The sequence below is a fragment of the Corynebacterium sp. UBA4397 genome (assembly GCF_002390965.1).
GTDB lineage: Bacteria > Actinomycetota > Actinomycetes > Mycobacteriales > Mycobacteriaceae > Corynebacterium > Corynebacterium flavescens.
Genome location: NZ_DGRD01000017.1, coordinates 79,965 through 103,120 on the forward strand (window position 1 = coordinate 79,965; position 23,156 = coordinate 103,120).

Genomic DNA, 23,156 nt, shown 5'->3' on the forward strand with positions numbered 1-23,156 from the left:
TGGCTTCTGCAACAGGCCCTTGCGGGATAGGTCTCCGCACTATTAGAACACCACATTTAAGGACTCTGCAGACAAATCACCGGCTACAGCATCGCTGCATACTTCTCATATGCCTCCCGCAGGTCCGCCTCCCTATCCAAGGGCGCAAAGGGATACTCAAAGACATACTCCACCTCAGATTGCGGGTGCGTCCACGTCCGTTCCGCCAATGACAGGGTCTCCCCCGCCTTCAACTTCTTCACCCGCTTGACGATGTCCCCCGGAACCTTCCGCCCATTCGCGTCATAGAGATCAGTCTGGTCATAGCGCCGCATCACTGGGAACTGAGTGCGGTACACCATCAACAGCTCGTCCAAGGTCACACCCAGTGACAGAGCAACCATCGCATCGATCTCGTTCTGCAGGTGCCACCGTTTAGCGGCGTTTCTCTCTACGGTTTCCACGGTCCAAGGACTGCATATTAATTCCTCCCATAATGGTGCATAATCCTCGGTTATACAGTTCAATTCAAGGCTCTTTTGCACAACGTCACCTTTAAATGGCATTGACCCAAGAGGAACTGATTCAATGCTCTTGGAACGAAGGTGACTAGCGCCAGTCGATCTAATAAAGAAGTCAGCTAAGAAACTACTAAGGGAGGCTGCTGCGTAAACTGTCAGACCCTTTTCGGTCGTATTCGCGGCTGCAGCCACGTTGTCGACATGAGCTGCACCAGGGGGAATAATTGAGGGGTAACAGGTTCGAAAATTCGTCGTTACAGCCCTAACGCGCCACGCAACACGGTACTGATCCAAAACATATACCGGCTCGCCGTCGGCTTGCCAAAGACCATAATCTTTCTTATAATTCTTGGCCTCTAAGTTGCGAGCAAAGGCCGTCGCAGGGATGAAATCGGCTCGCATGCCCTCGAGGTCGATCTCGGACAAGTCCTTGTTGTGCTTCATCGTAGGATTGGGCTGCTTGATCATCGGTGTGGAAACGCCGAGGTGAGGGCCCTGCAGGATTACGTCCGCCCAGGAGTCAGCGTGCTGCCAGGAAGTATCAAAGTAGCCTTTCTTCTTTCCCGCAGCTTCATCCCAGCCCAAAGAAAACTGCAGCCCAAGAGACTTGATGCGCGGTGCCGCGGCGAGCTTGGCCAAAACTGCGGCCGCTTCGCTATTAACAGAGTAGACGGTGCGCGTCTCCAGCAAGGGCGTACCTGGTTCCTCGATGATGGAGTTCCACACACGCAGGGTACCCTCGTCGACGGTAAAGATACGATCCCGGTGCGGACGCAGATCCAAATCATAATCTTCGTTTCGGAAGCCGGGCAGCTTTCCTGAGCCATCGTGGCCAAAGGAATCTACGACAGTCTTTGGGTGGTACAGCGAAGCTGCAAATAAAAAGCACGGTGTCAGATTAGTCTTTCCATAGATGTTAACTCCGAAATTAATGCTACGGTGCGCGTCAAACAAGCCTAGAGCGTTACTAAACTGCCAGTGGCGGCGCAAACGTCTGTAAGCACCAGCGCGTAGCGGCGCGGCCTTCTTCTCCGTTAAGTGGGATTCGGGATGAATGAGGGAGATAATCCCTTCCTTGCTGGCATTTTCCCAGGTTAGTTCCATAAATCCACGGTATAGGTCTGGGCGCTGATCCTGGAGGTGAGGGTAGCGAGTGATATCACCGAGCACGGCTGCTGTGGCCGTAACTTCGCCAACGCCAGAGGCAAGGGTGCGAAGAATCTCCGGGTCCTGCCCAAGAGCTTCTCGGTGCCGCTTCTTCTCCGCCTGGGTGGGCTTGTTGGCTAGGTTAAACCAAGGATCGTGCTCGGAGAGCAAATCCTCAAAGTCGACATCGGGGCGCACCCACGGCGGGTTACCCACCTGGAAGTCGAAGCCGCCGCGCGCCATGACGGTGGCAAAGTCCAGGTCCCAGTGAAAGAAAGCCTGTTCGTGGGCGATGTCGGTGGCCGTTTTCAGCCACGGGTGAGCCTCGAGGACGGCTTCGAAAAGCAGACGGCCCGAGGTGGTGCGGTCGAGGCTCTCCACGTAGTCGAGGTCCTGCCAGTTCATGTCGAAACCGAAGGCGTGTTGGTTGGCTTTTGGTTTGGATTTTCTGCCTCCATCATTGGGGATGCCGAGGAGATCTCGCATCGTGGAGAGGTACTCCGCGATGTCAGGTAGTTCCTCAGTGGCGGTTACGGGCCAGAACCACAGGGCATTCCAGGCATCCATGGCGGTGCGCAGGCGCAGGTAGGCGCCCTCCTGATTGTTGAGGAGTTCTTCCTCCACCTGCTGGCGGGTGACGTTCTTGGCGCTTTCGGTGTGCTCTTGCCCCCATAGCGGCAGGTCACGCCGGATCTGATCCTCGGCTATGCGCAGGCGCACCAGGGCAATCTCCCACAGGCGCTCAACCTGCCGGGAGAGCTCGGTGGCCAGAGTCTGTTGGGAGCTGGTCAGGCCCTTGCGGATGCCCGTGCGCCAGGCTTTCATCTCCTTGACCTCCTCGCCGGCGATGTCCTTGAGATCCTTGGCATCGGCCGCAGCACCCCAGCCCTCACTGGGGACGAGGAAGTGGTGGATGCGGCCCAGTGGGGCGGGATCCGATTCCGCGGAGTCAATGGCGGTAGCCAGCCCCTGAATGCCGTGGTGTTGAGGGGTGGCCTTGAGGTAGGCCTTGGTGCTTGTTTCCTTCTTGGAGAACGTGGCGCGGGAGGCACCGATAAGGGAGTTGCCGTGGCGCAGGTGCAAGCCGAACCACGGCGCCTTGAGCTCCTTAGTCATGGTGTTGAGCCACAGGGAGATCTCGGCGAGCTCCACCGCGGTTTTGTTGAGGTCCACGCCGTAGACCTGGTGCAGCGCGATGTGCGCCTTAACGCGCTGGAGTTCCAGCGTGCGCTGCTCACCGGGGATTTCACGGCCCAGCTCCTGTTGCTTCTTATCCAGGTAGAGCTCCGCGAGCTGGTTGACGGCCTCCACCGCGAAGGCACCCGAGCCCATGGCGGGCTCACAGATGCTCAAAGTCAAGATGTCATCCGCGCTATCGATACGCCCGGTGGCGGTGAGCTCCTCAATGGCCTGGCCCACAGTGAACTCCGTGATGACCGGCGGCGAGTAGAAAGAGGCGGAACGCTCGCGGTCGCGGGAGGACTGACGGTAGACAAAGCTGCCGCGCTGGTGGCGGCGCGGGACGCGCTCCACTCCGCCGTGCTCGCTTTCGCGGTCCTCGTAGACAACGCAATCCGCCGGCAGCTCCAGCTCGTTGGAGCTTGCCTCCGGGACCACCCACGAGCCCTTGGAGGGATCGCCGTGCTTGGCTACCTCGATGAGGTCTTCCTCCGCGATGAAGCCGGTATAGGACATCAGGCCCTCATAGACCTGACCCAGCTCCGTGACGCCGAGGGTGGCGTAGGAGATGAAACCGCGGTCGCTCCCGCGCTTTTCCTTGGTCAGCAGGAGGTTCTGCAGCACCTTATGCAGGGCCAGGTTGGAGAGCTTGACCTCATCGATAAAGGCAGTGGCGCTGCCCTTAAACAGATCCGCGTCGAGATTGCGGAACTCTAGCCCTTCTTCCGGGGCGTTGCTATCGAAGAGAGGATTGCGTTTGTCCTCCGGGTCGTGGCCCTTGTTGACGCGCTCAAAGAGCAGCTCGAGGCTGTCGTAGAGGTGCGTGCCATTCTGCGCGCGGTGCGTGGTGGGCTCGTTCAAGATGAGATCGCGCAAGCGGGCCAGGCCGTAGCCCTCGTCATAGTCATTATCCCCCGTGGGAAGGATCTGCAGCTCCGGGGCAGATTCCGCAAAGAGCAGGAAGAGAATGCGGTAGAGGTAGCGCAGCGACTGGTTGGCTAGCTCGTTGCCGCTTATCGCACTGAGGTCCTCATTTTCGCGGGCGCGGCGGCGGGCCAGGACATCGTTTCCGATGAGCTCTATCGATTCCTTGATGGCACCACGCAGTGACTCGGACACCTTGACGGAGTGCTCGCGTGCCTCGGCCAGCGTGTCGAGCCACCAGGTGGATCCGTCCGCACCGCGTGCGGTGTGCTCGGCAGCCAAGATGGCGATAACGCGGCTGAGCTCACCTTTGGCGCGCTGATCGTTGCGCTCGATGGCCAGACCCAGATCCACTGCCAAGAAGCGGCCCAGTGGCCAGGTCTCGCGCTCGGCAAGGATGACCCAGTTGCCCGCCAGGACGAGAATGAAGTCTGGGGCGGACTCCGCGAGGAAGATCTCGCCGACGAGTTTAGGCACCGCGATGTCGAGGGGCTTGTCCCCCAGCGTTGCCTCCGGGCCGAGCGGACGCAGCCCGGCCAATTCCTCGATAGAGCCCAGCTGGCCGGCGCGCAGGACTACCACTGAGCCTGCTGTATCCGCCGACGCGCGCAGGCGCAGCGCCTGCCCGTTGCGATCAAACTCCACCTCCTGCGGTGCCGGGTACCCAAAGGCGTCACAGATGAGGTCATAGACCGCGTCCAGCTTGGCGGGCTCTGCCTCCTCCTCCAGCGCAGAAAGGGCGGTCTGAATGGCCTCACGGCGAGAGGTCAGCCTGCTCAGTGGGGAGTGCGTGGCACCCTGGCTATCCTTCTCCAGCTTGCGCCATTCCTTGAGCTCATCATCGACGCGTTTGCCAAAGGAGCTGCCTTTTTCATCGGTGGTGAGATAGTAATCCGAGATCCACTCTTCGACGTTGATGATGGAATCGAAGTCTGCCATGTGATGTGCTTTCTTGAGGTGGGGAGGAAAAGTGGGTGGGTGAAAAGAGGGTGGGTGAAGGAATGGGTTTGGGTGTGTGGGAGCGGGCTAGCCCTTGGCCCGTGGCAGTACCAAGACCAGTGGCCGGATGAGCGAGCGCTCCGGTGACATGGAACGAAGCAGCTCCTCCTCCCGCTTGATCTGGGTGTGGGCGGCGCGGAGACGCGCGGTAGAGGCGGCATTGTGGCCGCTCCACGATTCTTCCCGCTCCAGCCAACCGGCAATGCGGCGCTGCGCCAAGCCTGCTGCCTCATCCTTGATAAACCGCAGGCGTGACCCCGCTGCCGATACTGCTGCAGCGACAAAGCGCGCGGAATCATCCGGTACAGCGAATCCGCCGGGGTTGATGGCTTTGTCATCCAAGCCCACTTGGCGCAACCAGGCGTAGACATCCTCTTGAATAGTGATCACTGCGGCCTCCACGGAGGGGGGCACATCCAATCCGAAGGAACCGACCACCGCGGTAGCAAAGGCACGGGTGAGCACCTGCCCGCGTGAATTGGTCAGCGTGCCCATGAGCAACAGCGTTGGTTCCTCAACTGCGCCAAGCACTGCGGGGATCTCGCTTTGCTCCATCGCCGTCAGTGCGCGATCCGAGGCCCACTCCGTCACCGGGTGCAATGGGCCCAAGAAGTGTGCCTGCGGCCACGACTTCTCCGAATCGCCCTCGCGTGCCGCGCGCAACTGCTCATTGCCCCGCTTGACCGTGGTGGCCAGTTGCAGGCGCTCAGTAATCTTGCGATAGGAGACATAGTCCTGCGGCAGGAAGTCAAAGCGCCGCCGCAAGTCCTGTGGTGGCTTGAGCTCCACGATGTCGTTCTCGTGTTCCACGAACTCCACTCCCCCAGCTGCAACTGGCGCGTGGGCCTCCTCATTGAATGCCTCGTTCAAGGCATCCTCTAAATACCTGTTCTCCGCAGCGTAGAGGCTGTGGCGAGAATGGGTGCGTCCGCCCGACATGGCACCGGCTGAGGCAGTGCTGTCGTTGTTGTTTTGGTCGTCTTTGTCGTCTTTGTCGTCTTTGTCGTCTTTGTTGCCTTTGTGGTCTTTATTGCTGGCCACGCCGGCGTTGAGCAGAGCAAAGATATCGAAGGAAGAATCGTCCTCTTCTTCGGCGCTTTTTGGCTCCGCGGGGCGCGAGTGAGCACCAGTGAGAAGGTCCTGGGGGTTAGCCACAACGTCATCGAAATCGCGGGCGCGCGTGAGCACCTCCCGGATCTCATCTTCCTCGGCCTTGGGGTTGTGCTTGCCCATCAGTGGGGCGGCATCACCGAGGAGCTCATTGGCCGCGTACTCGCGCTCGATGAGGCGGGTAAGCACACGCAGCTCACCGATGGAATCCGCGTCCGCCGGGTCAAGCAGCAGCGCGGTGATCTCCGGCTCGTGCTCTTGTCCGTAGCGGTCGATGCGGCCATTGCGCTGCTGGATGCGGATGAGGGACCAAGGGATGTCATAGTGAACCAAGTGGTGGCACTGCGCGTGCAGGTTCACGCCCTCGGAGGCGACGTCACCAGTGATAAGGACGCGGAGCGGGGTGTCCTCGCGCTTGAACTCATCGATGAGAGCAAGCTGCTCGGTATCCGGCAGGCCACCATGCATGATCTTGACTGCGCCGGGACGCAAGGAAAGGTACTTTTCAATATTGCGCTTGAGCCAATGCAGGGTGGCTACACGCTCGGAGAAAATGACGACGCGGCGCTCGCTGCCCTTCTTCACCCCAATCTCGTTGAGGTATTCGATGAGGCTGGCGAACTTCTCTGAGTTCTCCGCCGTCACCTTGTCATTGAGCTCAGCCAAGCGCTCTAGCTTGTTCTTTTCCTCGGGGTGGCGCGAGGACTTTAGCCGCGCGGCGATGGTCTCCCCCAGGGCTGCCGGGGAGGACAAGAAAGCCTTGACCAGAGTCCAAGGATAGAGCCGGTCTGCGGTCGCTCCGTGGACCCAGGTCTCGGCGATTTCGCGCGCGACGGCGTTCTCCTCCGCCGAGGCCTCGACCGGAATATTGCGTGGCTCCTTGCGCTTGGCCCATTTCTTGCCCACGACGCTGGCCACCTCTGGGGAGTTGCGGTGTCGGCGAATGATGAGCTTTTTCGCCGCCTCCATATCGATGCGGCCATCCGGGTAGACGGAGAGCGGATCCAAAAGGCGCAGGATTTCTTTGAATGAATCCTCGCGCCCATTGTGCGGTGTGGCCGAGGCTAGAATCAGCGATTCCGTCGTGGGAGCAAGGGTGCGCGCGAGCTCGTTGTTTTGGGAACCAACATTGGTGGCATTGTGAATCTCATCGATGACTACTACATCCCAGCGCACCTTAGAGAGCTGGGCACGGTACTTCGGGGACTTGAGCGTATCCATCGACACAATCACCCGCGGGAAGTAGGTAAAGGGATTTTTAGAGGCAGGCAGTTTTTGCCGCACCTTCTGGATTCCCTGGGAGTCTAGGCGCACCAAAGGCACAGCAAAGCGCGTCCACAGCTCCTGCTGGAACTGCTCCATGACGTGCTTGGGCGTGACCACTAGGATGCGCTCCCCGCGTCCACGACGGATGAGCTCGGAGACAATCATGCCGATTTCCAGGGTCTTGCCCAGTCCCACGGCGTCCGCGAGCAGAATGCGCGGGCGGATGCGTTCATCAGACAAAGCCATGCGCACTGCGGAGAGCTGATAGTCCAGCGGATCAGCGAGCATCTGCCTCGAGACCTCTAGATCCGCTTGATACAGCGGCACTGGCGTGCGCCGCAGCGTGGACTCCAACCACAGCCGGGTGTGCCGGAAGTGCGGGGAGTCATCCACTTTCACCGTGACATCGGCCGGGTCAAAGATGGAAATCTCATCCAGCGCCGTAAAGAAGGTGGCGGTGGTATCGCGCACGTAGTCACTGACCCCGCGCGCCCGCACCCTGAACCCATCCGTGGTCCGGGAAACGTTGCTGACCAGCCACTGCTCATCGCGGCATTCGATGGTGACGCCGGGCGCTAGCTGGCTGTAGTCACCAGCAGTGGGTGCCGAGGAGGTCTCAGCCGGGGAGGAAACAGGAGAAGACATGAGGTTTAAGTTAGCAGCGCCGCCATCCACAAAGCATCAGCCATGGCCAACACGTTCGAAGAACTGTCCAATCAGCTAATAATGTGCGATAAAGCAGCTGGCGGCATAGAACAACTCGACACCAAACATGATGACAACGCTCAGCCCACATCTCTCCGCAGCAGTGCACTAACCTCTGGGTGGCGATGGACTGGATTAAGCCCTGTGAAGATCTCTCACGCAAGGCAACTTCCGGCACATCTGAACCCCTGTAGTGTAGGTCTTCCTTGGCTTGGTGCAGAGGTTGCTTTTCAGTCCCAAATGCAGAGAAATCAAATGTCTAACAGGATTCGAGAGTCCGTCCCGGCTCGGCTTGCGCCTGAACCTGTGAGCGGCGAGTTAGCGATCCATTCGTGGCTTTCCAGCGCATCAAGTGGCGCAGGGCAAGCTCAAGCATTGGGCGTTCCGCGCTGGCTACGTGGAACTTAGCAGCGATGTCGGCTGCTTATGGAACTCGATCCAAATCCAAGAGTTCAACACCGACTACGCAACCTAAGGAATCCAAATCGACAATTAGGTCATCCGTCAGATCTTCAGAACGCCAAATCTTCTTGTCGGTGAGTTTCACGTAGCCAGCATGAAGCGCATTCGAATGAGGAACTTGAATCTGCATTTCGATGCTCCTTCATCTTCTAGCGAAAAGGTTAGGACTTGGATTGGAACGGATTGGATTGGATTGGAACAGAACTGTCAACAGTAACTACACAGACCAACTTACCCAGTTCCGTCTCTCAAACGGCGTGGTGGCTTACCCGCACAAAGGCCAATCTGTTAGCTGAAGGAAACTGAAAAGGCCCCGGCCATTTGTGCTTTGCCACTAAGGACAAGAGGCCCGGCCGGGGATCTATCAACTCAAACTTAGGCGATGGGGCGCAGCAATGACAAGCGTTTATCAGCTTTGGGATTCCGCTGAAGCGTGCCGGGGAGGCCTCGGCAGGCAAAGGTTGCACCTCGCATACCCCTAGGGGTATATTGAAGCCATCAACCACATACCCCCCGGGGTATTGAATCTAAGGAGAACACTATGTGCCGAGCCGTCAAATGCAAGAGCTGCGGGAAGACAACCTGGGCCGGATGCGGCAACCACATCGATTCCGTCAAAGCCACCGTCCCCGCCGAGCAGTGGTGCACCTGCACACGGGATGACGCCGCGCAATCCGGCAGCTTCAAAGGGCTTTTTGGCCGCATCTTCGGATAGCAGTATCTCCCCTTTCCCGCATCTGTCTTTCCCCTTTTCCCATCACACGCACCTGGAGAAATAATGACCACATCATCCCCTGCCCTGTCATCACGCCCCACCACCGTCATCGTGGGCGGTGTCGCTGGCGGCATGTCCACGGCCACGCGCCTGCGCCGAAACGACGAACATCGCCGCATCATTGTGCTTGAGGCCTCCGGGCACGTGTCCTTTGCCAATTGCGGGCTGCCCTATCACGTCGGCGGAGTCATCCCGGAGCGCGAGGCACTGTTGCTCCACACCCCGGATAGCCTCAAGGAACGCTTCGACCTCGATGTGCGCGTCAACACTCGGGCCACAGCCATCGACCGCCATGCGCGCACCGTCACCACCGATTCGGGCGAGGTAATCCCCTATGACACGCTGGTGCTCTCCCCCGGGGCGACGCCTTTCCTGCCGCCGATTGAAGGCATTGAGCACGCGCTGAGCCTGCGCACCGTCGAGGACGTTGACCGCATTTCCGCCGCAGTTCCGGGCGCGACAAGTGCCGTCATCATCGGCGGCGGATTCATTGGCCTTGAGATGGCAGAGAACCTGCGCCGACGCGGACTGGAGGTCACCGTTGTTGAGGCCGGGCCGCAGATCCTCGCGCCGCTGGATGCGGAGATGGCAGGGGTCGTCGCCAAGCGCATGCGCGATAACGGGGTGCGCATCCTCACCAACTCCCAGGCCACCCAGGTCACTGCAAACTCGGTGGTGACCGCGGATGCAACGGTGCTGCCGGCCGATGTCACCATCGCCGCCATCGGCGTGCGGCCTGCAAGCTCGCTCGCGGAAGATGCTGGGCTGGAAACCACCGAGCGCGGCGGCATTGTGGTTGACTCTGCGCAACGCACCAGTGACCCCCACGTTTTTGCGCTGGGTGATGCCGCCGCCAAGAAAGACCACGTCAGCGATGAGGACACCCTGGTACCTCTGGCGCAGACCGCCAACCGGCATGGGCGCCTCGTGGCCGATGTCATCGCCGGGCGCCAGGTGAGCTCCCTGCCTGTTTTAGGAACCGCCATCGTGGGACTTTTCGGCCTGGCCGCAGCCACGACCGGCTGGAACGAGAAGCGCGCCCGCGCCGCCGGGAAGAATGTGCGCATCATTCATCTCCACCCGGCACACCACGCGGGCTACTACCCCGGGGCCAGCCAGCTGCACATGAAGCTCGTCATCGACGCCGACACGGATGCCATCCTCGGCGCCCAGATCGTGGGCGAAGAGGGCGCCGATAAACGCATCGACATCATCGCCACAGCCATGCGCGCGGGCCTTAGCGCCACCGACCTGGCGGATCTGGAGCTGGCCTATGCCCCGCAGTTCGGCTCCGCGAAGGACCCCATCAATATCGCCGGCTTCATCAACGACAACCTCGTCCACGGCGAGGAGACCGTGCAATGGCACGAGCTCGACGCCCGTATTACTACCGGTGCCACGCTTGTCGATGTCCGCTCCACCACCGAGTTTGCCTCCGGCTCAATTCCCGGCGCGCTAAATATCCCCCTCGACGAGCTGCGCGCACGCCACGGCGAACTCCCCGCCGAAGGCGACATCATTGTTCACTGCCAAGTGGGATTGCGCGGGCATACCGCCGCCTGCCTGCTGAAGAACCTGGGCGTGGGCACCAGCGTTGCTAACCTGGATGGCGGTTACCTCACCTGGGAGCATGGAAAGGCCACGCTATGAAATTAGAACCCACCGCGGTCAAACCCTCCGTCGCACGCCTCAAGCGCGCCCGCGGCCAGATCGACGCCGTCATCCGCATGCTCGAGGCTGGTGAGGATTGCGAGGCAGCAGTGACCCAGCTAGCCGCAGCCGCCAAAGCCATCGACCGCGCGGGTTACTCCATTATCGCCACCGGACTCAAGCAGTGCTACCGCGAGGAGGGCCCAGATGGGCTCGACGCCGAGCGGATGGAGAAGCTGTTTTTGGCCCTGTCTTAGGGCAAGGGCTTGGCCGCCTGCCAGCAGCGAGAAAGGACTTCCGCCCGTTCACACCGCAGCAAAGTAGCGCGAGTGAGAGACGCGGAGACTCTCTTCATCTCTGCTGGCTATCGCGACAATCTCTAAGTCCGGGTCTTCATTGAGGAGGTCAAGGTCTTGACGCACGCTCGTGGCCTCGAGAAAAGACTCGAAACGCGACACTTCAACAGCTCCGCTTTTGCGGTTGTACTTAATAAGGAATGCAGGCATCCGGCTTCTCCTTTCGAATTTCACTTCTTTGACCGAGCTGCTTCCAGTTTACGCAGTTCCTGTTCTAAAACTCCATAGGCTTTCTTCCTTAGCTCGCGCATCTCATCGTGAATTGGCTCTATCCTTTGCTGCGGAGAAAAAGGCTCGAACAACTCATCAGCTAAAGATTCGGCTTGATGGACCACATCCGAGGCTTCAAGGATTGCGTCTACTATGGTCATAACTTCCGGACTCAGATTGTCTTCAACGCTCTCGTATCTGATACTGCGACCAAAAATATCACCTGCTAGTTCATACAAGTTCGCCCATTGAGCCTGCATAGCAGTTCGAATCTGAAACTCAGATCTACCTGCCTTCGAGTAGAGATGAAGGTGCACCGCTCGGTATCCGGAATGTGGCTTCTCTCTGGTATCGCTAATCTCAACTTTTTGGATACCTCGATTCAAGAAGTTCTCTCTAAACATCTTTGCCATCTCGGTCTGCTCGCTTAAAGTCAGATCACAATCGAATCGGATACCGCTGACATCGAGAATATTTTCCAAAGGAAATGTCTGCATCCGCCTCAGCTTTTCAACCAACGTTTGGATAGTCTTCACGCGATAAGAAAGGGAATAATATCCAGAGTCCGGCTCGACTGCTCCCGCCACAGGATTGACTTCTATTGGCGAAAGCAAGCAATCAATAGACTCTTGAGCCATTTCAGAAACCTTCGCGCACATGAGCGCGTGATGATCCAAAAAGGACCTCAAGATATTGTTGTCGGCGGGTTTCCCAAGCCTTAGGCTGCTTCCCGCCTTATGAACCTGCTTCCAACTAAAAGCAGAAGGCGCGGTTTCGAAAAACTCCACAGCTCAAACTCACCCCTAGAAAACTGCCGCCGACTTCAATGGATCTCATTTCTTTCCACAGCATCTTAACTGTCTTGGGAAGTTTCGGCGCTTCGAGCAGCTTCCATAGATCTTTTGATGTAGCCCTCTTCACAAACCCGCGTGACAGGCGCTACACTGTCAAGCTATAGAATTGTTCAACAATCTACGGGAGGGTACTTGATGAGTTCTTTGCATATTGACCTCAACGCCGACCTTGGCGAAACTACGGCGGGCAACCCGGTGGCTGATGATGCGGCGATGCTGCACTTGGTCTCCTCGGCGAACGTGGCCACAGGCTTCCACGCGGGGGACCCGCACTCGATCGCTGATACGCTGCGCGAGGCAGTAGCGGCCGGGGTGACGGTGGGCGCGCACGTGGGCTACAACGACCCGGCGGCCTTCGGACGCCGCTTCATCGATTATGCGCCGGCGGATCTCACCGACGAGGTGACTTACCAAATTGGTGCCATCGATGCCCTGGCCCGCGCGGCCGGAACCCGCATCAGCTACGTCAAGCCGCACGGCGCGATGTATAACACCATCGTCCGCGACACTGAACAGGCAGACGCCGTCATCGCCGGTATCAAGGCCTTCGGGGACCTGCCCGTCATGCTCCTGCCAGGCGGGGTGGCTATTGACTCGGCCGACAAGGCCGGCCTGACCGTCATCCGCGAGGCCTTTGCGGATCGCGGCTATAACCCCGATGGCACGCTGGTCTCCCGGAGGCTGCCGGGCGCTGTGCTCACCAACGAAGAGGACGTGGTCAAGCGCGTGCTCCAGGTCGCACAGACCGGTGCAATCACCGCCATCGACGGCAGCGTCATTAGCGTCGATGCGCAGTCGGTATGCACCCACGGTGACTCGCCGGGGTCGGTGCAGCTGCTGCGCGGCGTCGTCAAGCGCCTGAAGGACGAGGGAATCGAGATTCGGAGCTTCATCTAATGCACATCCTTGCCGTGGGAACGCGCGCGTTGCTCCTTGACTTAGACGGGCTCGACCAGGTTATGAACTGGCACGCGGCGCTCATGTCCGAGCCGCTGCGCAACCAGATCGATTGCGTGGCCGCCGCAACCACCTTGTTGCTAACCTTCTCCACCCCTCGCGCGGCGACGCAAGCTGCGCGCGATCTCAAGGATTTCCATCCCCGGGAGGCCAGCACGGGCGATGCCCGCACTGTCGAGATCGACGTACTTTATGACGGCGCGGACCTCGACGAGGCAGCCGAGCTCATGGGGCTGAGCCGCGAGGGCCTCATTGAGTGGCATACCTCGACCGAGTGGACTGCGGCCTTCGGAGGCTTTGCGCCCGGGTTTAGCTATTGCACGCCCTCGGACCCGGCCCTGGCGCGCCACGTGCCCAGGCGGGCTAGCCCGCGTACCGCTGTTCCTGCCGGTGCAGTGGGCATCGCCGGGGACTTCTCCGCGGTCTATCCGCGCCAATCCCCCGGTGGCTGGCAGCTGTTGGGGACCACCACCACCCCGATGTGGGACTCGCACGCCCAGCCACCCTCCTTTGTCCAGCCCGGTGACCACGTGCGTTACCGCGCGGTGCGGGAACTGCCCGCGCTTGTCGACGGCGGCCAGACGCCCAAGCACTCCCCCGCGCGCCTGCCGCGCCTGGAGGTCCTCGACGCAGGTCTACTCACGCTCTTCGAGGATCGCGGACGCCCCGGCGCCGGCAACCTCGGCGTGACGGAATCGGGTGCCGCAGACCGCGCGGCGGCCACCACCGCCAACATCGCCGTGGGAAACCCGCGCGGTGCCACGGTGCTGGAAAACATCGGCGGAATGAGCCTGCGCGCGCTGACGGATACCGTTGTCTGCGTCACCGGTGCCTCCGCCCGCGTCCGCCTTGGGTACATGCCCGTTCACCTGGCCCGCCCAGTGCTCATCACGGCGGGTCAGACACTCACCATCGACCCGGCTTTCTTTGGGCTGCGCAGCTACGTCGCCGTGCGCGGCGGCATTGTCGCCGACGCCGAGCTGGGTTCCTCCTCCAGTGATGTCCTCTCCGGGCTGGGCCCTGAGCCCGTGCGCGCTGGAGACATCATCGGAGTTCTTCCCCGCTCGGCCGGCACGACCGACGCCCAGCTGAGCAACCCGCTGCGCGTGAGTGAGAAGGACGGGCGCACCACCGCCACCCTGCGCTGCGTCTTAGGTCCGCGCGATGACTGGTTCGCCGACCCGGTAGCTGACTTCCTCGATACCGAGTGGACAGTGACCGCGGATTCCAACCGCGTGGGATTGCGCCTGGATACGGATGCGCCGGGCGCAGGCAGCACCACCGTGCGTCGCGCGCGTGGCGGGGAGCTGGCCTCGGAGGGAATGGTGGCCGGTTCCGTGCAGATACCGCCCAACGGCAAGCCCGTTATCTTCCTGCGCGACCACGCCGTGACCGGGGGCTATCCCGTCATCGCCACCGTAATAGATGAAGACATCGACATAGCCGCCCAGCTTCCGCCGGGAGCTCGCCTGCGCTTTGCGCTGGTTGAGGGGCTGGCAGAGGAATTAACTAAGGAAGAAGACCATGAAAATTAAAGCCATCCTGATTGCCAACCGAGGCGAAATCGCCGTCCGTATTGCCCGCGCGGCACGTGACCTGGGTATCAAGTCCGTGGCCATCTACTCCGAGGCCGATGCCGGCGCCTTGCACACGCAGGTCGCCGACGAGGCCTATGCCCTGCCAGGCAATACCGCCGCCGATACCTATATGAATGTGCCGGCGCTTCTCGACATCGCCGTGCGTGCGGGCGTGGACGCAGTCCACCCCGGATATGGCTTCCTCTCCGAGAACGCTGACTTTGCCCGCGCCGTTTCCGACGCCGGCCTGACCTGGGTAGGCCCCAGCCCCGAGGCTATCGAGTTGCTCGGCGATAAGATCGCCGCGCGCCGCGTGGCCGAAAAAGTCGGTGCCCCGCTTGCCCCCGGCACCTCCGAGCCCATCGCGGATTGGCAGGAGGCCCGCGCCTTCGCCGAGGAGCACGGCCTGCCCATCGCCATCAAGGCAGCCTTCGGCGGCGGCGGACGCGGTCTGAAGGTCGTCGATGATCTCGATGCCATCGAGGGTGCCTTCAACTCCGCCGGGCGCGAGGCTAGCGAGGCCTTTGGACGCGCCGAGTGTTACGTGGAGAAGTTCCTTACCCACCCGCGCCACGTCGAGGCCCAGGTCTTGGCCGATAACCACGGCAACGTCCGTGTCCTTGGTACCCGCGACTGCTCCACGCAACGCCGCTTCCAAAAACTCATCGAGGAGGCTCCCGCGCCGGCACTCACCGATAGTCAGCGCGAGGGCATCATCGAGGGTGCTCGCTCCATCTGCGCCGCAGTGGGCTATACCGGTGCCGGGACCGTGGAGTACATCGTCTCCGAGGACGGCACTATCTCCTTCCTCGAGGTCAACACCCGCGTCCAGGTCGAGCACCCCGTCACCGAGGCCGTGACCGGCGTCGACATCGTGGCCGAGCAGATCCGCATCGCCGCCGGCGAGCCGCTTTCTTTCGACGCCGACCCTGAGTCCACCGGCCACGCCTTCGAGTTCCGCATCAACGCCGAGGACATCCTCAACGGCTTTGCGCCTTGCCCCGGCACGATTGTCTCCTTTGAGCCGCCCACGGGTCCGGGCATCCGCGTCGATTCCGCCGTGCGCTCCGGCTCCATCGTCCCGCCCTACTACGATTCCCTCATTGCCAAGCTCATCGTGTGTGGCCCCACCCGCGAGGTTGCCATCGTCCGTGCTCGCCGCGCTCTGCGCGAATTCGACATCGCCGGCGTGCGCACCGTATTGCCCTTCCACCGCGATTTGCTCGAGGAACCCGCTCTCGTGAGCGAGGACTTGGGCATCTTCACCGACTGGGTCGATCACAACTACCGGCCTTCGGCCGCGCAGCAGGTGGATAAGGTCGAGGCCATCTACTCCCAGCGCCGCAACGTCGCCGTGGAGATCGACGGCAGGCTCATCAACGTCGGCTTCCCGACCGAGCTACTCAGCGCCGGCGCCCCTGCCGGTGGCTCCAGCTCAAGCGCGGGTGCAGGTACGGACAGCGATGCAGCCGAGGCCGCCGGCGAGAACGCCGTCACCGCCTCCTTTGAGGCCAACCTCGTGGCCTGGAACGTGGCCGAGGGCGACGAGGTTGCCGTTGGTGACGACCTCGCCACGGTGGAAGCGATGAAGATGGAATCCTCCATCAAGGCGGCGCGCGCCGGAAAGATCTCCCTGCGCGCCGCTGTGGGCGACCGCCTGAGCTCCGGCCAGGTCATCGCCACCATCAACTAGGCCTTTTATTAGGCCTGCTACTTGGCCTTTTACTTGGCTTGTGTAGACCGCGTGGCCTCTGCCGAGGAGGCCACGCCTGCGGCCATCAATGGGAATACATCCGCGCGCAGCACCAGCTTGTGCGGACGCTCTAAATACTCCACGCGCCACCAATCCACGCGGTCTCCCACTGTTAGTGAATTGGGATTGCGCCGCCCGCCTAGGCCTGGGCCGCCCAAGATCCTATCGAGAATGCCTCGCACCTTCCACAGCACCGGCGTGGAATACCAGCCGTGCCTGCCGCCGATGCCCTCGATGACCTCCCACGCCCTTTCCACCGGTGCATCGACCCGACGGTCGCGCTCGTCTTTATAGACGGTCACGCCTGCCCAATCCGGGTCATTAGGCGCGAGCTCCGCCGGGTTATCGCCCACAGCCGCAGTCCAGGAAGAATCCCAGGAGGTGACCACCCGGTCTGCGGCCTCCTGGGTCAAAGCAAAGCGCACCGCTGTGGGATAGTCCAAGAAGCCGCGCGGCGGATCAGGGATGAGCTGGGCAATATCGTGCTCGCGCGTCACCGCGTCCTTGGCCATTGACTGCGCCAGGGGCTTGGCTATGCCGAAGGGCACCGGGGTGACCAAGGAGATCCAGCCGCCGGAAAGCGTGTCCATGGGCAGCGGAATCGGCAGAGAATAGATGCGGTTGCGGTGCCCCCGCGCGCGGCCGTAGAGGCTCAGGAGATCTTTGAACTTGTAGATGCTGCCCCCTCCAATGTCATAGCCGCGATTGACCTTCTCCTCCTCCTCCGGCAGATCCGCGCAGCGCACGAGGTAGTACACAGCATCCCGGATGGCGATGGGCTCAATCTCATTCTGAATCCACTGCGGGGTGAGCATCAGCGGCAGGCGCTCGGAGAGGTGCCGGATGATCTCAAAAGAAGCAGAACCGGATCCGATTAGAGTGGCCGCGCGCAGCACTATTGTGTCGACGCGACTTGCCAAAAGCGTGCGGGCAACGTTCTCCCGCGAGCGCATGTGCGCGGAGAGATCCTCCAGCTCCGTGTCTTGGGGGATGAGGCCCGAAAGATAGACTATCCGGCCCACGCCTGCCTCACCCGCCGCGCGCGCCACGTTCTCGGCGATGCGCTTTTCTTCCTTCTCGAAGTCCTTGACCTTGCCCATCGAGTGCACGAGGTAGAAAACCACATCGACGTCCTCGACCGCGGCGGCGATGTCCTCGTAGGAGCTGAGATCCGCCTCCGCATGCTCGACCTCATCGAACCAGGGGAACCTGCGCAAAGAGTCGATGCGCCGGCTGGTGGCCCGCACTTTAAACCCCGCAGAGAGCAGCTCAGGAATGAGCCTGCCTCCCCGTAGCCGGTAGCTCCCGTCACCAGCACTCTGCGCTGCGGGTGACGCGCTGCGACCACGACTGGTTGCACGGATGCCTACGCAGAGGAATCATTGTGGCCGGGGGAAGGATCCGAATGGGGGCTATTCATGGGCCCATACTACGGAAGAGTTCAAACTGCACCGGTGGCTTGGATAGACTCGTGCGCATGCTTTCTCAGTCTGTGGCCGCCTCGATTCGCTCCGCCATCTCCGATGGCTACTTCTCGCCGGGCCAACAGCTCAGTGAGGTTAAGGCCGCCGAGCGCTTTCATTGCTCTCGCAATACGCTGCGGGAGGCCTTTAGCGAGCTCACCGCAGAGCGCCTTGTCACGCGGATCCCCAACCGCGGAGTCTTCATAGCCACCCCGGATGCCGCCTTCGTCAAGGACCTCTTTACCGCGCGCGCCGCCATAGAGCCGGCCGCAGTGCTCTGGGGCGAGTTCCCCAATCCTAGTGAGCTAGTGGACTTGGCCTCCTCGGCGCAGGCCCACGTCAAGGCCGAGGAGCACCAGGTTATCTCCAGCATTAATCAGAACTTCCACCGCCGGCTTGTCGCAGGGCTGGGTTCGCCCACGCTGGATGAGCAGATGGATAACCTCCTCGCCCGCATGCGCCTGACCTTCTTGCTCGCGCTGCCGCGCTACCCTTCCCTGCACGAGGAGCACGTGCCCGGAAATATCCGCCTGGCCGAGTATATCGCCGCTGGTGAGCGCGACGCGGCCGCCGCCGTGGCCCGCGAGGCTCTGCTGGCGACGTGCCGCAGAATCCTCGCGGTGCTCTAGGCTCGGGCTGCGTCTAGGTCTAGGTCAGCCGTCCCCCCGCTGCTGCGGTCTAGGGGATCTGATAGGCCAAGTCGCGGGCATCAGTAACGAGCATCTTGCCCGGCTGATGGGTAATGGCCAGGCGCGGGCGCGAGTTCATCACCGCCGCTTGGGGCGTGACCCCGCAGGCCCAAAAGACTGGGATGTGGCCCACCGGGATGTCCACGGCGTCACCGAAGTCTGGGCGGGATAAATCAGCGATGCCTAGCTGCGCGGGGTCCCCCACGTGCACCGGAGCGCCGTGGACCGAGGGATAGCGCGAGGTAATACGCACCGCGTCCGCCACCTGATTCGCGGGAACTGGACGCATGGACACCACCATAGGCCCGGAGAATACTCCCGCCGGGGTGGTAGCGATGGAGGTGCGATACATCGGCACGTTGCGGCCCTGATCAATATGCGCCAATGAGATGCCATTGTCCTGCAGTGCGGATTCGAAGGTAAAAGAGCAACCGATGAGGAATGCCACCATGTCCTCTTCCCATTCCGCGTTCACCACTGCTGGCTCAGAAACCAGCTCCCCGTCACGGAAGACGCGATAACCGGGAATATCTGTGCGGATGTCGCCCCCGGGCAGAAGCTCCGAATTGAGCTGACCGGCCTCGAGCACGCCGATGATGGGACAGGGCTTGGGATTGCGCTGGGCGTAGAGCAGGAAATCAAAGGCATACTCCTGCGGCACGGCCAATAGGTTTGCCTGGACGTATCCATCGGCATAGCCGGCGGTCGTTGACAGCGCCTCGTGGCGGGCCAGCTCGCGGACCTGGGCCGGGGTGAGGGTGCGGGGATTGTTAGACATTAGGCCCACAGCTTCATGATGCCGGCGATGGAGTTGACACCGATGTAGATTTCGAGCACCAAAGCGATGAGGCCGATAACCAAGAGGAAAGCTGGTTGTTTGACGCCTCCGAGGAGATCGCGGCGTCGGAAAGCAACCCACATGATCATGGCGAAAGCGATGGGCAAGATGATGCCGTTGAAGGCACCCGCGAAGATGAGGAGCTTTTGCGGTGCGGAGTTCAACAGGATGAAGAGGATGTTGCAGGCCACGATGAAACCGACGGTGAGGAAGCTGCGGGTGCGCGGCGTGACCTTCTGCGTAGTGACGAAGGAAATGGAGGTATAGGAAGCGCCGATGACGGAGGAAAGACCGGCGGCGAAGAGGACCACGCCGAAGGCACGGAGGCCAAACTCGCCCGCGGCCTGGAAGAAAGCATCTGCCGCGGTGTTGTCCTTAGACAATGCCACGCCGGTGGAGGCTACTCCGAGCACAGCCAAGAAGAGCAAGACACGCATAATGCCGGTGATGATGACTCCCGTCACCGAGGTCGTGGTGATGTCTTTGAGGTGCTCGGGTCCGGTCATTCCGGAGTCGATGAGGCGGTGTGCGCCAGCGAAGGTGATGTAGCCACCGACCGTGCCGCCGATCAATGTGGTGATAACGAAGAAGTCAATGTGCTCAGGCATGATCGTATTCTTCAATGCTTCTCCCACCGGCGGTTGGGAGACGATGGCCACATAGAGCATGAGCAAGATCATGATGGCGCCCAGTGCCGCCACAATGCGGTCGAGGGCCACGCCAGCGCGCTTAGATAGGAATATGAAGATGGCTATTGCTGCGGCGATGACCGAGCCTATGCGGGCATCGATGCCCAGCATGGCGTTGAGGCCCAAGCCCGAGCCGGCGATGTTGCCTATATTGAAGACGACGCCGCCGATGAATACCAGGATGGCAAGGAACCAACCCAGGCCGGGCAGGACGGTGTTTCCCAGCTCGTTAGCGCGCATGCCCGAGACACACAGCACGCGCCAAACGTTGAGCTGAATCGAAATGTCCACGATGATGCTCAACAAGATTGCAAAGGCGAAGGCCGCACCCATCTGCACGGTAAACACCGAGGTTTGAGTCAAGAAGCCCGGCCCAATGGAAGATGTGGCCATGAGGAACATGGCACCGGCCATGACCCCAACTCCGCGTGGAGCTTTCACCTCCACTGGACTTTCATTAGACGTTTTAGATGTTTCAGCGCTCATAGGAACCTCTCAGGTGATGTGGGTCGCACTTTTCTAATGCGGATCATCATATGGGGTTGTTCAACAATAACGGAAGGCCTATCGACCGATAGATTTTAATACCGCAGTTCAACGCGTATCGCGGGGGTAAAAAATGGACATAAACATGACCCCACCCGCCCTCCGAGCGCCCAAGTTGCCGCAAAAGCCTACCGAGGGGTGGTTCCACGGTGTAGAAACAGACTGTAATGGGGCTCACCTCCCCTAGTGGGCTTGACCCGGAACAGACCTAGCACCGTATTCCTTTAGCCCCAGATCGCGAACCAGATTTAACGCCACTTTGATACCTAAGGAGACACCACGATGGCGCAACCACAACTACAGAAATCTCTCGGAGTCTTTTCCCTCATTGCACTCGGCGTTTCCGGGGTCATCGGGTCCAGCTGGATCTATACCAACGGGACCTTCTTCGACACCTATGGCGCCGGCGGCATGATCTTCGGACTCGCGCTTGGCTCGCTCTTGGCCGCCTTCGTGGCGCTGTCCTATGCGGAGCTAACCAGTCTCTTCCCCCGGGCAGGCGGGGAGGTCGTCTTCGGATACACCATCTTGGGCCGGCGCTGGGGCTTTATTGCCGGGTGGCTGCTCATCGGCGCCTATGTCTCCTCACTGGCCTTCTACTTCACCGCCTTTGGAATCTTGCTGGACATGGTAATCCCCGCCATGCACGCCATCCCGCTCTACTCCATCGCCGGCCAAGAAGTATCCCTCCCTGTGCTCGCGGCTGGGCTGTTCCTTTCCCTGCTTTTCTTCGGGCTCAACTACTTCGGAGTGGCGCTCGGCGGACAGATACAGACCATCTTGTTTGTCGTGCTCATCTTCATCGGGCTGTGCCTGGCCTTCGTCGGCTTTACCCAGGGCAGCTTCGATAACTTCTGGCCCGCCTTCCGCGAAGACCAGAACCCCACGATGTCGATCCTGCGCTTCGTTGTCCCCGGTATGACTTACATGGCCGGATTCGGACTCATCGCCACTCTTGCCGAGGAGGCCAATCTGCCAGCAAAGAAGATCGGTGGCCTTGTTGTGACTACGGTGCTACTGGCAGGTTCCTTCTACTGCATCGTCTTAGCTTCCTCCGCCTTCATCCTTCCCTGGGAGGACGTCGCCCAGATGGAACAGGGCACCATCACCGCCTTCCAGGAGGCGGGCTATCCCCTCTTGGGTTGGGGCGCATTCGCCATTGCCATCCTCGGGCTTTTAACCTCCTTCTTGGGCCTATTCATGGCCACCAGTCGCATCGTGGTCGCGCTGGCCCGCGTGAACCTGCTACCCCACGGGCTCTCTCACCTTCACAAGAAGCGCGGCACCCCGGTCAACGCCCTACTCTTCGTCCTCGTGATCACCATTGGCCTGGGCTGGCTGGGCAAGGCCGCGGTGGTCTGGTTCCTTGATACGGGTGGAATCTACCTCGGCCTAGTATGGATCATCGTCGTTGTTGCCCAAATGCGTTTGCGCTCAAAGTTCCCCCACCTGGCAGCGCGTTCCAAGCTGCACTTCCGCGCCTTACCTATCATTGGCGCGCTGGGAGCCGGCCTGGTTATCATCCTGGCCGTCTTCCCCGGAACAAATATCTCGCTGGTGTGGCCCGCCGAATACATCATCCTGGCACTGTGGTTCGTTCTCGGATTCATTCTCTATAAGACCAGCGGGAACATGGAGGAGGATCAGGCACTCTCGGACCTCTTGGGCGAATACGCCGACACTCTGGAATCCACCACCGCAGAGGAGAAACCTGCCTCCGCTACGGAGGTGAAGAAATGAGTATCCCCCGTCCCTGGCTGCAGGATTTCCTCTTCGACGCAGTGCGCCCCGCCGCCCCGACCGACCTACCCCCGCTGACAAGGCCCGTCAGCCACCAGGAGGTACGCAGTGTTGCAGCCTCAGAGAACCACGATCCCCTCATCCTTTTGCCAGACGGCATACCCCGAAAGCACCTTTACCTGCAGCTAGACACCGATGTCATGCCGCGTGAGATGTATATTCGCCGCACGGTGGCAGAAAAGCTCCTCAAGGCCCAAGAGCAGCTTCCACTGGGGTTTAGCCTTCTGGCCTTGGACACCTGGCGGACCATGGATGCCCAGCGCGAGCTGATGCGGATCTATTCCGCGGAGGACCCACAGATGAGGGAAGGATCCGTATCGAACGCCGACGACCCCGTGCTCCTCCCGCCCCATACCACGGGCGGGGCGATAGATCTCACGCTGGCCTTTGAAGGACAGGGCCTACCCCTGGGCGCGGACTTCGACGAGTTCGGAGAGGTGGCCGATGCCAACTATTTCGAAACCCTGCCAGCCTCCGCCCCAGCCGCCGATGTATTGGCGCGGGACTTGCGGCGCTTACTTACCGGCGTTCTCGGCGAACAGAGATTCGCCCCTTATGCCCAGGAGTGGTGGCACTTCTCCTACGGCGACCAGCGCTGGGCCGCGCAGTATGGTCGCGAGCACTCCCTCTACAGAACCGTTACGCCCAACTAGGGAAGTCGCTACCACTGCTATACCGCTCTAGCCGTTCGCCAACGCCCTCTACCTC

17 protein-coding genes are annotated in these 23,156 nt (G+C 60.8%); 9 read left to right on the forward strand and 8 right to left on the reverse strand.

Annotation, left to right across the window (positions count from 1 at the left end; genetic code table 11):
- Positions 1-83: 83 nt before the first annotated feature.
- The 3 genes from B2696_RS03755 to B2696_RS03765 all read right to left on the reverse strand — a co-directional run bounded on the left by B2696_RS03755 (position 84) and on the right by B2696_RS03765 (position 8,421).
- Entirely contained in the window at positions 84-4,688 is a 4,605-nt protein-coding gene (locus B2696_RS03755; protein WP_286953995.1) for an Eco57I restriction-modification methylase domain-containing protein, read from the reverse strand.
- 87 nt (positions 4,689-4,775) lie between these two features.
- Positions 4,776-7,769 carry a DEAD/DEAH box helicase gene (locus tag B2696_RS03760; protein WP_286953996.1) on the reverse strand — a complete coding sequence of 998 codons (2,994 nt, stop codon included), beginning with the start codon at positions 7,767-7,769 and terminating at the stop codon, positions 4,776-4,778.
- A 484-nt stretch (positions 7,770-8,253) separates the two neighbouring features.
- Positions 8,254-8,421, reverse strand: coding sequence for a DUF2283 domain-containing protein (locus B2696_RS03765; protein WP_286953998.1), 168 nt, complete (start codon positions 8,419-8,421; stop codon positions 8,254-8,256).
- Positions 8,422-8,832: 411 nt separating this feature from the next.
- Here B2696_RS03765 and B2696_RS03770 point away from each other — a divergent pair, with 411 nt between their 5' ends.
- The 3 genes from B2696_RS03770 to B2696_RS03780 all read left to right on the forward strand — a co-directional run bounded on the left by B2696_RS03770 (position 8,833) and on the right by B2696_RS03780 (position 10,973).
- The gene (locus B2696_RS03770) at positions 8,833-9,006 is read left to right on the forward strand and encodes a hypothetical protein (RefSeq protein ID WP_286954000.1); all 174 of its coding nucleotides are present in this window, start codon (positions 8,833-8,835) and stop codon (positions 9,004-9,006) included.
- A 63-nt stretch (positions 9,007-9,069) separates the two neighbouring features.
- Positions 9,070-10,716 carry an FAD-dependent oxidoreductase gene (locus B2696_RS03775; RefSeq protein ID WP_286954002.1) on the forward strand — a complete coding sequence of 549 codons (1,647 nt, stop codon included), beginning with the start codon at positions 9,070-9,072 and terminating at the stop codon, positions 10,714-10,716.
- Positions 10,713-10,973, forward strand: coding sequence for a metal-sensitive transcriptional regulator (locus B2696_RS03780; RefSeq protein WP_075729289.1), 261 nt, complete (start codon positions 10,713-10,715; stop codon positions 10,971-10,973). Before B2696_RS03775 ends, B2696_RS03780 begins: the two co-directional genes overlap by 4 nt.
- Before the next feature lie 48 nt (positions 10,974-11,021).
- On the opposite strand, the gene B2696_RS03785 is transcribed toward B2696_RS03780, so the two are convergent.
- Together B2696_RS03785 and B2696_RS03790 are read right to left on the reverse strand one after the other, a co-directional pair.
- Positions 11,022-11,222 carry a hypothetical protein gene (locus tag B2696_RS03785; protein WP_286954004.1) on the reverse strand — a complete coding sequence of 67 codons (201 nt, stop codon included), beginning with the start codon at positions 11,220-11,222 and terminating at the stop codon, positions 11,022-11,024.
- Between the two features lie 20 nt (positions 11,223-11,242).
- Complete coding sequence (locus tag B2696_RS03790) at positions 11,243-12,070, reverse strand: hypothetical protein (protein ID WP_286954007.1); 828 nt, start codon at positions 12,068-12,070, stop codon at positions 11,243-11,245.
- Between the two features lie 201 nt (positions 12,071-12,271).
- Between B2696_RS03790 and B2696_RS03795 the strand changes: the two genes are divergently transcribed.
- Genes B2696_RS03795 through B2696_RS03805 form a run of 3 tightly spaced genes read left to right on the forward strand, consistent with a single transcriptional unit; the run spans position 12,272 to position 16,363 of the window.
- Complete coding sequence (locus tag B2696_RS03795; RefSeq protein WP_075729284.1) at positions 12,272-13,033, forward strand: LamB/YcsF family protein; 762 nt, start codon at positions 12,272-12,274, stop codon at positions 13,031-13,033.
- Positions 13,033-14,628 (forward strand): carboxyltransferase domain-containing protein, encoded by a 1,596-nt coding sequence (locus tag B2696_RS03800; RefSeq protein WP_075729283.1) that lies wholly within the window; start codon positions 13,033-13,035, stop codon positions 14,626-14,628. Before B2696_RS03795 ends, B2696_RS03800 begins: the two co-directional genes overlap by 1 nt.
- The gene (locus B2696_RS03805) at positions 14,618-16,363 is read left to right on the forward strand and encodes an acetyl/propionyl/methylcrotonyl-CoA carboxylase subunit alpha (RefSeq protein WP_075729282.1); all 1,746 of its coding nucleotides are present in this window, start codon (positions 14,618-14,620) and stop codon (positions 16,361-16,363) included. Before B2696_RS03800 ends, B2696_RS03805 begins: the two co-directional genes overlap by 11 nt.
- 29 nt (positions 16,364-16,392) lie before the next feature.
- Here B2696_RS03805 and B2696_RS03810 read toward each other — a convergent pair whose 3' ends face one another.
- Entirely contained in the window at positions 16,393-17,670 is a 1,278-nt protein-coding gene (locus tag B2696_RS03810) for a DUF2867 domain-containing protein (RefSeq protein WP_286954011.1), read from the reverse strand.
- Between the two features lie 230 nt (positions 17,671-17,900).
- Here B2696_RS03810 and B2696_RS03815 point away from each other — a divergent pair, with 230 nt between their 5' ends.
- Entirely contained in the window at positions 17,901-18,515 is a 615-nt protein-coding gene (locus B2696_RS03815) for a GntR family transcriptional regulator (RefSeq protein WP_286954013.1), read from the forward strand.
- 49 nt (positions 18,516-18,564) lie between these two features.
- On the opposite strand, the gene B2696_RS03820 is transcribed toward B2696_RS03815, so the two are convergent.
- Together B2696_RS03820 and B2696_RS03825 are read right to left on the reverse strand one after the other, a co-directional pair.
- Entirely contained in the window at positions 18,565-19,353 is a 789-nt protein-coding gene (locus B2696_RS03820; RefSeq protein WP_286954016.1) for a putative hydro-lyase, read from the reverse strand.
- Entirely contained in the window at positions 19,353-20,516 is a 1,164-nt protein-coding gene (locus tag B2696_RS03825; protein WP_286954077.1) for an NRAMP family divalent metal transporter, read from the reverse strand. The genes B2696_RS03820 and B2696_RS03825 overlap by 1 nt, the downstream gene beginning before the upstream one ends.
- A 414-nt stretch (positions 20,517-20,930) precedes the next feature.
- On the opposite strand from B2696_RS03825, the gene B2696_RS03830 reads away from it, so the two are divergent.
- Both B2696_RS03830 and B2696_RS03835 read left to right on the forward strand, forming a co-directional pair.
- Positions 20,931-22,388, forward strand: coding sequence for an APC family permease (locus tag B2696_RS03830; protein WP_286954018.1), 1,458 nt, complete (start codon positions 20,931-20,933; stop codon positions 22,386-22,388).
- Positions 22,385-23,101, forward strand: a complete 717-nt coding sequence (locus tag B2696_RS03835) for a M15 family metallopeptidase (RefSeq protein ID WP_286954020.1) — start codon at positions 22,385-22,387, stop codon at positions 23,099-23,101. The genes B2696_RS03830 and B2696_RS03835 overlap by 4 nt, the downstream gene beginning before the upstream one ends.
- Positions 23,102-23,156: the final 55 nt, after the last annotated feature.